The organism is Mucilaginibacter endophyticus, assembly GCF_003351025.1.
In the GTDB taxonomy this organism is placed as follows: domain Bacteria; phylum Bacteroidota; class Bacteroidia; order Sphingobacteriales; family Sphingobacteriaceae; genus Mucilaginibacter; species Mucilaginibacter endophyticus.
The window spans coordinates 405825-418682 of record NZ_QPCG01000003.1; the positions used below are offsets into that span (position 1 = coordinate 405825).

8 protein-coding genes are annotated in these 12858 nt (G+C 45.0%); all 8 read right to left on the reverse strand.

Translation table 11 applies throughout. From position 1 onward, the window contains the following. Positions 1-12: 12 nt before the first annotated feature. Positions 13-1506: a tagaturonate reductase gene (locus DUL71_RS14890; RefSeq protein ID WP_114938856.1), complete on the reverse strand. Its 1494-nt coding sequence runs from the start codon at positions 1504-1506 to the stop codon at positions 13-15. Between the two features lie 24 nt (positions 1507-1530). Beyond that, the gene (locus tag DUL71_RS14895) at positions 1531-3432 is read right to left on the reverse strand and encodes a DUF4350 domain-containing protein (RefSeq protein WP_114939199.1); all 1902 of its coding nucleotides are present in this window, start codon (positions 3430-3432) and stop codon (positions 1531-1533) included. 8 nt (positions 3433-3440) lie between these two features. Then, positions 3441-4433 (reverse strand): pectinesterase family protein, encoded by a 993-nt coding sequence (locus DUL71_RS14900; RefSeq protein WP_114938857.1) that lies wholly within the window; start codon positions 4431-4433, stop codon positions 3441-3443. Continuing rightward, the gene (locus tag DUL71_RS14905) at positions 4433-6088 is read right to left on the reverse strand and encodes a glycoside hydrolase family 28 protein (RefSeq protein ID WP_114938858.1); all 1656 of its coding nucleotides are present in this window, start codon (positions 6086-6088) and stop codon (positions 4433-4435) included. The genes DUL71_RS14900 and DUL71_RS14905 overlap by 1 nt, the downstream gene beginning before the upstream one ends. A 506-nt stretch (positions 6089-6594) precedes the next feature. After that, a complete protein-coding gene (locus tag DUL71_RS14910; RefSeq protein ID WP_114938859.1) occupies positions 6595-8643 on the reverse strand; it encodes a hypothetical protein in 2049 nt (682 codons plus the stop codon). Between the two features lie 27 nt (positions 8644-8670). Further along, positions 8671-10098, reverse strand: a complete 1428-nt coding sequence (locus DUL71_RS14915) for a hypothetical protein (protein ID WP_161964444.1) — start codon at positions 10096-10098, stop codon at positions 8671-8673. A 122-nt stretch (positions 10099-10220) separates the two neighbouring features. After that, positions 10221-11819 carry a solute:sodium symporter family transporter gene (locus tag DUL71_RS14920; protein ID WP_114938861.1) on the reverse strand — a complete coding sequence of 533 codons (1599 nt, stop codon included), beginning with the start codon at positions 11817-11819 and terminating at the stop codon, positions 10221-10223. Positions 11820-11828: 9 nt separating this feature from the next. Continuing rightward, positions 11829-12839, reverse strand: a complete 1011-nt coding sequence (locus tag DUL71_RS14925; RefSeq protein WP_114938862.1) for a GntR family transcriptional regulator — start codon at positions 12837-12839, stop codon at positions 11829-11831. Positions 12840-12858: the final 19 nt, after the last annotated feature.

The following is a 12858-nucleotide window of genomic DNA, read 5'->3' on the forward strand; positions in this document are numbered from 1 at the left end:
GCTCGTTCTGTTTTAAATAGCGCGTATGGCTAATTCTCCCTCTTCATTGATTAGCTTAAACTGACGTGTTACTGCTTCGGCAAAGCCGGGTAAAGTTGTCAGGTCTGTATCCCAAAGGTTTTTGTTCTTCAGGATAGCAGCTATCGCGGTTTCAGCATCGGCTCCGCTCCAGGCTTTGCTTAAAGTAGGCGCCTGATCGTCAGTTACCGTATAGTTATCAGCATGAGCCACACCCATGTATTTGCCTTCGGCGGTTTCCGTGATTTGCATAAAACGGATAAAAGCCGCGAAACCAAGAGCCATCATTTGCGGTGCTTTATTATTTTGTTTATAGTAGTTCAATAATAACGGAATAACACGCATTTTAATTTTAGTAGCGTATTGTACCGAAATACTTAACCACTCATGCCTGATGTTAGGGTTACGGAACCTGTCAAGCACTTTATTACCAAAGTCGCGGGCTGCATCCTCATCAATTTGGTAAGGGATGGATGGCATGATTTCGGTAAACATCAGTTGGGTAATAAACTTGGTGAAATGTACATCGTCCATAGCTTCCTTAACGGTATTGAAGCCAGAAAGGTAGGCTACAGCGCAACTTAGCGTATGCGTACCGTTAAGTAACCGTAGTTTCAACTCTCTGAACAATTCAATATCTGGCGTGATCACAACACCTTTATCTGCCTGCGCAAAAGATAACACTTCTGCTATCTTTTCATCGCCCTGGATAGCCCAAAGGCTGTAAGTTTCAGACATGATGCTCAGGTTATCGGTATAACCACGTTCTGTTTCCATGGCTTCACTAAGCTGCTGATCAGGCCTGCCGGGAACGATCCTGTCTACCAGCGAATTGCAAAAACTATTGCTACTCTCCAGCCAGTCCATAAACGCGGGCTCCAGTTTATTTAAGTGCGCAAGTTCCAGTACTATGGCTTCCAGTTTTTTACCGTTGTCGATGATCAGCTCGGTTGGAATGATCACCAGGCCGGTATCCGATCGGCCATCAAATGCCCTGTAACGCTCATACAAAATGGCCAGCAATTTACCGGGGAATGATACAGGCGGGTGTTTACGAACATCCTCCTTCACCAGTTGAATGCCAACCTCGGTGGTATTGGAAATCACCACCTGTAAACTTTTACTGCGCGCTATCTCCAGGATCTCTTCCCACTCGTTTGAGGCAGACAGCACACGGCTTATCGCCGAACAGATAACCTGCTCGTTAACTTCTTTACCATCTTCGATACCCTTTGAGTAAATGGTATACAAACCATCCTGCATATCAAAATCTGTGGTCGAACCTTTGTCGGTTGATTTAACAACAGCTACCCTACCGTTAAAAATACCGGCGCGGTTAGCTTTATCAATAAAGTAATCGGGCAGGCCACGCAACAATACCCCGGTGCCAAATTGCAGCACCTTTTCGGGCAGTTCGAATACATTAGCAGGCGGTAGCTCGGTTGCCGGGACAGTTGTTTTGTTCAGGTTATATCGTGATAATATCATTTGCTTATAGATTATAAGGGGTTACTATTTTTTTGTTTGGGGTATTTGTTTAGCCAGCCAGCTTACCAAATCGTTAGCTGCTTTAAAATTGTCATATTCGGGAGGCAGTTTCCGGCCGTCTACATATTCGTTGTAAAACCAGGGGTCACCAACGACAAACACGGTGCCTTTACCATATTTGGCAGTGGCTACGATAATATCCTTGCCATTGGTTAGCTGCGGAACTGCCGGGTTGCTTAGCTGTAGTGTACTTAGCTCTTTGATGTAAACTTTACGTGCGGTTTTAAAGATGGTGTTGCCCGCGGGAATATTTATTGCCCCCTGCTCAAAGTTGCGCCCAACCACTTTGTTAACACTATTTTGGTTAAAGCTGATGCCAAACTTCGCCATCAATTTGTTCAGGTGTGTAAACTCGGCATTGCCGGTATCATTATTTAATACCACCAGTACACCGCCGTTTTTCACCCAATTGCCTATGGCTTTGCTATGCGGTTCTTCAATGTATTTAGCATCCGGGTTTTCCTTCGGGATATCAGGATCAACAATAATGTAAACTGAAGCTTTTTTCAGGTTGGCATCATCCGGGGCATCGTTTAAAGTCTGGGTATGCAGACCGTAATTATTAAAGATCTGCGCCAGGAACGAAAAACCGTTAGGGCTCAACTCATCCCATTTGTAGTGATATGGGATACTTTTACCGGTAACATCTGTGCGGTGCTCGTTGTTGAAATAGCTATCCAACAGCACCGTTCTACCTTTTCCCTGGTTCAGGTTGGCAAGGCGTTCCATCTCCACGCTGGCCAGCATAAAAGCGCCAACACCCTTAGTTTCATTAGTGACAGTTTTTACGCCAGTGTAATACTCATAGCTACCATCGCGATATGGTTCGCCGCCAAGGCCCACCGCACCTGCCGTGCCTTTAAGATTTACCTGCCCGGAGACATCAGTTTCGATAAAGTTTTTGATAATACCACCATAAGCTTTTCGGGCAACCGGTAAATATTTTTGAGGCAGATATCCTTCCCTTACACCTTTTGCCAGTGTATAAACAAACATGCATGATGCGGATGCTTCCAGGTAATTACCTTTTTTACCGCCCTGATCAAGCACCTGATACCATAAGTCCGAAGCTTTATCCTGACTACCTTGTATAGCCACAGCAAGGCGGTTTAAAATAGATATCAACGCCACCCGTTTAGGATTGTTCGCAGGAAAATACGACAACGCATCCACCAACGCCATAGCATACCAGCCATCAGCGCGGGCCCATAAACTTGCCGATAAACCGGTTTGCGGGTTGGCCCAACGTTCTTTTTTACTTTCGTCCCAGGCATGATACAACAAACCTGTTTTGCTATCACGCGCGTGTTGTTCCATCCAGATAAACTGATCAGCTATCTGGTCAAAATCCGCATCTTCATGATAAACAGAAGCATATTCGGCATAAAAAGGTTCGGCCATATACAGACCATCAAGCCACATTTGGTTAGGATATCTTTTTTTATGCCAGAAACCGCCCTCGGGTGTTTTAGGTTGCCCGTCCAACTGCTTGCGAAGCAATGAAGCTGCTTTATAATATTTTTCGGCGTTTAGCACCCGGTGCAGCAGCAACAAGCTCCGGCCCGAAAGGATGTTATCAAGCGTATAATCATTTGCCTTATAGGTGCGGATGTTTCCATCGGCACTTACATACCTGTCCATTGACTTCTGGATATAACTGAAATACTCGCCCTGTGCCGATTGCTGCCAAACGCTTTGCAAGCCCAACAAAACAATTCCCTGATCGTACGACCAGTTAGTCCCCGGCAATGAATCTTTCCAGATGTGCAGAGCGGTGTTAGCCACCCGCTGCGACCAGGGTAGCGTTTGCGCGCTAAGCCCCAAACCTGTAAACAGGAATACAGCTAATAACCATATTTTTTTCATCGTCCAATTCATTTTATCAGCGTTACATCCCATTTGTCGTTCCCGGCAAGTATGTTGTTCAAAGTATATTTTTTCGCTTCAGCGTCCGTCAACTGGTGCGACCAGGATGCCCGCTTAGTTACATCGGTACCCTTGCTTTTGTATTCGGCAAAAATGGCGGTCTTTTCATTTTCGGGGTTACGCCAGTTGTCCCAACCTGTGGCGGAGATGTGGGTATCCATCTGCGTATTGATGAAAACCGATTTGGCATACGGTCGCCATGGTCGGCCCAGGAAAACTTTTTTAACAGATGTATCAGCCGGGATCAGCCTGCAATCTAAAAACACAAAACCGAACTGCTGTCGCAATGTTGTGGCTGGCGCAGTTATAAAAGAGTTTTTAAGGCTCCTGATCACGCAGTTTTGAAAAACCACCGTGGCTTCGCCAAAAATAAAATCGGTAGTGCCTTCAATATAGCAGTCCTTATAAAACTGGCGGCTGTTCTCGGTTCCTGCGTAAACTGTATCCTGGTTGCCCAATAGCCTGCAATTGATCACCGCGCACCTATCGCCTTCAATATGCAAGGCCACGGCCTGCCCTACCGGTCCGGCAGCGTTTGCAATGGTTAAATTACGGGCTATAAAATCGTTGCCCTGAACCAGAACCGTATAGGAAGTATACGTTGTAAACTCGGCTTTTCCAAAAGCGTCCTTTCCCTGAGGATTCGGTTTACCGGAGAAATCGCTGTTGGTTATGATGGTTTTATTTTGATCCTCGCCCAACAGTTCGATATTACATTTCCAGGAAGGGATCACCAGTTTTTCCTGATAAATACCGGCTTTTATGTTGATAATAACCCTTTGCTGCGACAGATCGCGAACCACATTTACAGCCTGCTGAATGGTTTTAAAATCGCCGCTGCCATCCTGCGCTACAGTAAAGTGATTTGGATAGGTAACCGCCTGTGCCAGCAGCAAAGCAGGTACAAAAACAATCCACATCAATAGCGCCGCCCTCTTCATTATTTTGAACTGATTAATGCGCTTTCCGCCGCTCCTGAAATAAACGCTGCTTTGCTTTTAGCTTTCGAGGCGTCTGTATTCAGCAATTTTATTTGCTGTGATTTCTTCCCGCTGATCCTGAACAGCAACTGCGTATCGCTATAAGTAATATGATCGAAGCTTATGTTGCTGCTGTTTTGAACATTGATGAGCGGGTTGGTTTCCTTGCCTTCAAAATGGATATTTTTCAGGGAGATATTCTGTGCTTCAATCACATCCGCGCCCTTAGTAGTTTTGAACGTACTGTTTTCGATGTGGATGTCCTTAATTCCCATCTCGGGTAGTCCCCTGATCATGAGCGCTTTTTCGGCGCCATTGCAGGCCACATTGTTTACATAAAATTTGCGGAAAGATGGAGTAGCTTCGGTTACCGGTACAACGGTCTGGTCATTTACATCGTCAGATTCGCCGGGCGATTTGCCGCCGTAGTACATATCAAACAGGATAGCCTCATGAACAATATCTTTCATGGCGATATCCTTAATAAAGATATTTTCAACCACACCTCCCCGGCCACGGGTGGTTTTAAAACGCAAGCCAATATCCGAACCTATAAAGGTGCAGTTGGATACAAAAATATTCCGTGCCCCGCCAGACATTTCGCTGCCTATCACAAAACCTCCGTGCGAGCGGTAAACCACATTATCCCTTACAATTACATTTTCGGTAGGCTTACCGCGTTTGCGGCCTTCCTCGTCCCTTCCCGATTTGATGCAGATGCCATCATCGCCGGCATCAAAAGTGCTGCCTTCTATCAAAACATTCCGGCACGATTCAACATCAATGCCGTCACCATTCTGCGCGTTCCACAGGTTTCTAACCTTTACGTTCTGCACCGTAAGATCTTTGCACAATAGCGTGTGAATATCCCAGGCAGGCGAATTCTGCAGCGTAACGCCCTGCAACAATACCTTTTTGCAGTTGGTAAGCACCAACATATTAGGCCTGAAAAAATCTTTAAAGGCTTCGTTATCCTTTATGGTTTTGCCGTTGCCTATCACACCGGCTCCGGGAGTTTTTAACCCGTTAACATAGCTTTGGGACGGATACCATGCCTTGCCATTTTCACTTACCACGCCTCCCGAGGCCACCAGTTTATTCCATTCGGCTTCGGTTAGCCTGTCTTTGCCTATGGCCCGCCAAACCTCGCCATGTCCATCAATGATGCCTTCGCCGGTTATGGCAATGTTTGTAAGATCGGTTCCCGAAATAGGCGACTCGTTACGTACGGCCGCGTGACCTTCATAATTGCCTTCAACAAGCCTATATTGAGTTTTATCATCGGTAAATTGCAACAAGGCCGCGCGACTTACATGCAGGTTAACATTACTTTTCATCACCAGCGGACCGGTAAGCCATAAACCCTGCGGTACAAGCACTACCCCGCCGCCTTTAAAGCTGCAGGCGGCTATCGCCTTGTTGATGCTAACGGTATTTAGTGTAATACCATCGGGCTTAGCTCCGTATTTTAAAATGCTGATGGTGTCTTTTTTAAACACAGGCTTGCTTACCCGCGGCAAATGCTGCCAGGAGTATTGCTGTACCTGTGCCTGCGATGTAACACAGCCTGCCAAAAGCAAAACCACTACCCTAACCGTTGTTTTTATTACCGACATGTTTTTATTTTAAAACAGCTATTTATCGCCTTATAATTGGATGCGGGACTAATAAATCCTAAACAAGATTAAAGGCTGAGGGCAATAAAAAAAAGGAATTGTCCAACTAAAACCGCGCAAACGTTCCCAGAAACGTTTGCGTAAAATTTTAAGTTGGCCGGACGGACACATCCCGCCAATTTGCGCCGTCAGTTGCTGTTCAATCAATACACGGGAGAAGCATGTTTGAAAGGGTAGCACCTACGGCGCAAAAAATCCAATCTGTTATTTTGCTACAAACAGGTATCCCCTACGGGGAATTAAGGTCTGATAAAAATTATGCTCATGGGGATTGGGCCAATTTGAAAACATAGCAGGATCACTATCCCAGTTGGATGGCAATCCTGCCAATTTGCGCCGTTAGGTGCTACCTATTTGTAGATTATCATCCCGAAAATCCAATTGCGCCGTAGGTGCTACCCAATCGCCCATGGAAGAATCATCTTTAAGAGGGTATCATCAATGCCCTACAATACCACTTTTACGGTATCACCGCTTTTGATAACGTAGGTGTGTTGTTTGCCCCCCTGGATAACTTTTACGGCAATTTTTCCACCCGTCTGTTTTGAAATACGGAGGTCAAAAACTTTTCCGAAAGCATTAATTTTATTCAAAGCCATATTGTTCCAGTTGCTTGGTAACCTTGGCGTACAATCAAAACTGTTAAAACCGGTAGGCCTTATGCCGAACAAGCCCTCGGTGAAGATCCGGCAATACAGGCCGCTTTCTGCCGATAAATGCCGTTGGTTGCCTTCGGGATAAGCCTCAACTGGGTATGGTACATGCTCACCCAACAATCTGCGGGTTGAGTAATAATGCAGATAGTCTATTGCTTTGTCCGTTGCACCGGCTTGGAGTACGCCTCGCAAAGCATACAGCGTAGAACGATCCCAGAATGTTTCTTTTCCGGCTTCGGTTGCCAGGCCATCGGCTGTCCATAGTTTCGGCGAAAACAGCGCCTGGATAGTTCCTTCTGTTCTGTCAAAAATACCCATTGCCAGTGGCATACAGATCCAGGCCCGGAGGGTGTTATTGGTTTCGTAATAACGGTAGGTTTGGTATCCGTCGATGGTCGCGCCAAAGTATTTTTCAATCGCGGCTTTAAGCTCCGCCGCTTCTTTCCGGTAACCATCGGTAATTTTAGCCGGAATCTGCAATTGTTTACCAAGCAGCGCTGCTGATGTTAAAGCATCATAATACAGGCAATTGGTTGATAAATTGGCCTTCCCCGCCGGAAACCGTCCTTCCAGTTCGTCGGCATCAGAAGTTACTACATCTTCCTGGCTAATGTGCCTGCGGCTGTATTCCAGGCACCAGGTTATCAGCGGCCATAATTTGCGGGCCGAATCTATCTTACCATAAGCAAGCGCAAATCTTGAAGCTCCATAAGCTATCATAGCCTGGTCGCCGCGGTCGCCTGCCCCATTCCAGTAGGTATCGCCCTCGGCTACAATTGAACTGGGGATTGGCTTGTATTGCGGGTTCATATAACTTGCAAATAAGCGATAACAATTCATAGCCGATAAGACACCTATGCTATCGCCAGAAAAAGCAAAATACGGACTTACATATTCTGCCTGGTCATTAGCCCAGATAGCCGCATAATATGATAAACCACCCGGCCCGTGCATATAACCAGCTTTTGTTTTAAAAATGCTTTCTGTGGCGCGTATTTTGGCAAAAGCAAATTCGGTATTCAAAATGCTATCGGGTGTTTGCAATTGCAGAGGTGCTAAAATCTCCGCTACACGTTGCTTCCTTGCGGTTTCTTCGGCTAATGGATTGACCGGGCTTAACATCCCTGGATGATCGGTAGCGAGGTAACAAACAGACAAAGCTACCGATTGCCCCGGCTGCAATACATGCCTGCCATCATTAACCGTTTTCATGATCACCGTATGCGGTGCCGATTTACTGTTGGCGGAATCCGTAGTAACCATCCGGCTTGATTTTTCCATCGAAACGATTATCTGTTCGCTGCCGTTATTGGTGATGGTAAACTTTTCAATAGCCAAAGGTTTGTCGACAGAAGGAAACAAGCTGCGGTCGATGCTGATAGTCCCTTGTCTACCTGCCTGGCCCAATAAGTGCATAATGCCATGCTGATTAATACTCTTAACCTTCAGGTTTATATCCCCGGTACCATCTTCGCTGCTTAAATGCAGCAACTGATTATTTATGTAAATACGCGGCAGTTCATTATCATGAAAGGTGTAAGCGATATGGCTCCGGGTATCATCGGGCAGCATCCGGAAAGTTGGAAAAACCACCGTGCGGGTAAGGTTAGCCAATCCGCTGGTATCTATTCCATACTTAACCCATAATGAAACCTTTTCGCCCGACATTTCAATGTGGTCGGTATGTGGCAGGCGGTTATCTGTTTTCCAGGCGATGCTACCATTAGGTTGGATAGCCCACCTGTTATTTTGTTTAGCAAGACCGGCTTGTTGCGCCTGAGCTGTACAACAGGCCGAAATAATAGAACATAAGAAGATGCAGTTTTTAAGAAACTTCATAAGGCGGAAAGCATAATTGCCGATAGATTAATATACTTTGATGTTAACTTTTTGATTGGGGCTAACGGTGGTTTCAACAAAAGATACTGCTTTGTTTTGCAGATCCTTTTCCGCTTTAGCGGCCATAGCTTTACCGTTAACATTGGCATGTTTAAAACTGCCATAAAACATGGCTTTCCATTTAAAAGCGTGGGCTCCTGTATTTTTCATGGCCGATTGCTGCCTGCTTAAATGATCCAAACTGATATTGGTGTTTAAAAGCGGCACATTGCTAATGGCAGCATTACCGGGAGCATCAGTTTTATAAATTGTGGCTAAGGTTTGAGTGCTGGCATCGGGCGATATACCCATCAAGCCTTGTACTACACCCTCTACTATGCCGTAAGATACTTCAGGATATTCCCGGCGAGCGGTTGACGGATCGGAAAGCAGCAGGATATAGTCACGGGCCTTTTCCCAGCGGCCAAACTTGTAAAACAGGAAGGGATAGTACGACATATTTTCGACATTGATCCTGGCCGCGGTAACCCTATCCAGGGTTTTGCCTGCCCTTACGTTATCCTTCAAGGCATCAAACCAAAGCAAAAACGTTTCTCCTTCATCTTTTCCAAATTGCCCGGTATTGCTGTAATAAGTATAGTATTGGTTATCCTTATCACTCCACCAATCGGCCTCAAGGCGATCGAGATATTTTTGCGCTTTTTTGGCGTAAACCGCGGCTTCCTTAGTTTTTCCTTTAAGGGTAAGGATATCCGAGTAAGTAATCATCCCACGATAAAGCGCCGCAACCAAGTCTACACCGGTTTTAAGGTTTTGTACGCCTTCCGAATAAGAAGGTAAGCCCCGGCAACGGTGAAAAGAATCACTTTCATTATACGGAACGGGCGCGTTAGGATGCGCGGGCCTTTTCAATAAAGAATCGGCGGCTAATACCCAACTATTGATGTACTCGTTCACCGATCTCTGCTGAAAATTAACAAACGCGGGGGCATCAATATAGTGACGGTTGCCGGTCCACAGATACATTCGCCAGCTTGCATTTAATACATCAAAATTCGCGGGCAGGTTATACCAAAACTCCTTATCGTTGCGGTAATCATCGGGAGCAGGCTTATTCCATTTATTAATCTCCCAATATGAGCACCAATCTTTTGACTGCGAAATATTACCCGCAAATAAGTTGAACATGTTGATGTTCTCAGGGCTTAAACCCAATACTTCGGCACCAATGCACTGATGCGACACATCCCGCATACAAAATGCAGACCTTGGAGGAAGCGCAGATTCATACCAGGGGCCAACAGGGTCTGTAGCACCACCTCTGTAATGCAGGGCTTGCTCTTTTGCCCAATTAAAGGCCTTTTCAACAGCCTTATCCGACGATGTAAAGGCCGGTTGAGCGACGGCGTTAAAACATACCAAAAGCAATAAAAGCAGGCTTGCTTTATATTTCATTAAGGCCATATCGTAAATTATTTAATGTTTATAATGTATTAAGGTTATGACAAATATACAATAAAGTATAAATTCTATTCTGTTCTATTCTATAAATTATAAAATATATTTTAAACCAAGATTTACTTTGCCAGAATTAATGGGGAGAACATCACAAATAACGCTATCATGAGGATAAGCAGGATAGCTGCAAAATAGTACCGGTTTTCCCAGGGGCGGATATTTACCAGGTTATTCAGCTTTAAAGTATAGGGCACCGGCATAGGATATAACTTACCGATAAGCAACATCAAACCACATGTAATCACAAACAAAATGGCCAGGATATGCAGGAAATGAATATGCGTATTCACCACCAATTGAGTACACGCGTAGCAGGTAATAAAAAAGCCCAACCCTACTTTAGCAGCTACGCCAGGCACTTTTTTAGTTACAAAACCGATGAACATGATTGTAAAAATGGGCACGTTGAAAAAGCCGTTAACAATTTGTATGTATGTATAAAAGCCATTTTTAACAAACATGATAAGCGGGGCTATGAACATGGCCAGCAGGCAAATCAAAATCTCAAACTGTTTGGCTGTGCGCACCAGCTTCTTTTCTGTTACCACTTCAGAACGTTTTTGAAGCCATGGCTTGTAAATGTTCAGCATAAAAAGGGTGCTTGAACTATTGAGCCCGGCATTAAACGTTGTAAGCGATGCCACAAAAACAATTGCCGAAATAAAGCCCGCGATAAATGGCGGCGATACCTGGCTAACCAATCTCGGGAAAGCCTCGGCCGTATTGTGCATATTAGCAAAAACATGTACAGCAATAATCCCCGGGATATTGAGCAGCAGTGGCGATACCAGCTTTCCTAAACCGGCAAGAGCGATGCCTTTTTGCGAGGTTTCCAGATCTTTTGACGAGAGTACCTGCTGAATAATATATTGCTCAGTGCCCCAGTAATAAAGGTTAACCAGCAGCATTCCCGTAAACAGAGCGCTAAAAGGTATAGCGTCATGTACAGAACCTATGCTGTTCAAGTGCCAGGTATTTTTGGTAAGCACTTGCTGCAAGCCGTTCCCGATGTTTCCATGCCCAATATACCTGAGGCCGAAGAATGGCAGCAGAACCCCTCCGCAGAAAAAACCCACGCCTAATAATATATCAAGCTTTGTAATTGCCTTTAATCCCCCAATGATGGATACAATGCAGCCGATAGTCCCCATGATCCACACCAATACCACAATCACGGTAGTATATGATATTCCCCACACATCAGAAAAATGGAATAAACCGTTAAATGCCACTGCGCCCGCGTAAAGTACAGATGGTAACAGGTTGAATATATAACTGATCAGGAATATTACCGACACCAGCCTGCCCACGTCAGCCCCATATCTTGCGGTCAAAAAATCGGGGGTTGTTGCTATGCCCATTTTGAGGTACAGCGGCATCATAAATTCAGATACCAGCAGCATAGCCACCACCGAACTTACTCCCCAGGCCATAACCGTCATGTTATTGGTATAGGTGAGCTCGTTTTCGCCAATGATGGATGCGGCGTTGATATTGGTAAACAACAAACCGCTGCCCACCAGCACAAAGCCAAGGCTCCTGTTGGCAAAAAACAGGTTATTAAGGGTATTAACCCGCGCACTGCCTCTTCGGTACCATGATATAAAAACTACTATCCCGGCAAAAAACAAAAAACCGACAATCATCATGGCATTCATATCGGGTATTTATAGCGTATTCCTGTCAAACAATAACATCGGAACGGTTAGCTGTAATTTCTCTTTTGATAAAACAGCTTGTCCGGCCCTTTGCCCCATGCTCGAGAAATCGGCAGAGAAAGTGGTTATACCAATAATTTCCTTGGCAGGCTCATCATTGTGCGATAACACACCGAGATCCTTACCCGGTTCAAGCATCTGCGTTTTACAGTCGCGCATAATTTGCCAGAGGGCAAAGTTGTCGAGCGTAAAATACACCTTTCCTTTTTGGATAGATCCGGGCACGTATTCTTCCAGAATCTTACCTTTCACATCAAAATCTTTCAGGAATTTTTTAAACGACTGTACGATCTCTTTAGGGTCGAGCGAGTTTTTAGAATGGTAAAATATAAACTCATCAAACTGCTTTATCCGCGGAGCAAGCTTCGAAAACACATCATAAGAACTGTGGCCAAACTCCTGGGTAATGTGGTTAAATTCCCCTTCTAACGGCTCAAACCTGTCAAACATCAGGAATTTATTGCGAGGGATAATCTCCAGCAACTCTTTGGTTTTAGGATGCGGAATAGGCGCTACTACATACATTTCGTACTTCCCTCTTATCTGCAAAAGTATGGTTTCAAATATCTCGATATTACCGTGATGAAAATAGGTGGTAAGCTGTACGGTTTCCCCGAGCTCATGCCTGAAGTTGCGGTAAAACTGCTCCTCAAAAGTATCCAGGTTATACATCAACAAGGCTACATTTAAGGTTTGCCCGGTATTTCCGTTGCCCACAAAGTAGCCCAACCTGTTTTTACTTTCCACTATACCCCTACTGATGAGGTCTTTATAACCCTTCATGATGGTTTCGCGCGAGAAGCCCAGTTCCTTGATCAACCTGTTTACCGACGGCAACACCTCATCCTGACCGATGAATTTTTCGTCGATAGCATTGATAATTCCCTGAACAAACCTGTCGTGCTTGGAATAAGAAGGAACATCCGCCAGCTTTCTTATCTCATCAAATATTTTATCCATTAAGTACGTAGTTTTAGGC

Excerpts from the sequence above, each read along its gene's own strand:
- DUL71_RS14905 (WP_114938858.1), bottom strand. The coding sequence starts at position 6,088 with ATGTCGGTAATAAAAACAACGGTTAGGGTAGTGGTTTTGCTTTTGGCA.
- DUL71_RS14925 (WP_114938862.1), bottom strand. The coding sequence starts at position 12,839 with ATGGATAAAATATTTGATGAGATAAGAAAGCTGGCGGATGTTCCTTCT.
- DUL71_RS14895 (WP_114939199.1), bottom strand. The coding sequence starts at position 3,432 with ATGAAAAAAATATGGTTATTAGCTGTATTCCTGTTTACAGGTTTGGGG.
- DUL71_RS14910 (WP_114938859.1), bottom strand. The coding sequence starts at position 8,643 with ATGAAGTTTCTTAAAAACTGCATCTTCTTATGTTCTATTATTTCGGCC.
- DUL71_RS14915 (WP_161964444.1), bottom strand. The coding sequence starts at position 10,098 with ATGAAATATAAAGCAAGCCTGCTTTTATTGCTTTTGGTATGTTTTAAC.
- DUL71_RS14900 (WP_114938857.1), bottom strand. The coding sequence starts at position 4,433 with ATGAAGAGGGCGGCGCTATTGATGTGGATTGTTTTTGTACCTGCTTTG.
- DUL71_RS14890 (WP_114938856.1), bottom strand. The coding sequence starts at position 1,506 with ATGATATTATCACGATATAACCTGAACAAAACAACTGTCCCGGCAACC.
- DUL71_RS14920 (WP_114938861.1), bottom strand. The coding sequence starts at position 11,819 with ATGAATGCCATGATGATTGTCGGTTTTTTGTTTTTTGCCGGGATAGTA.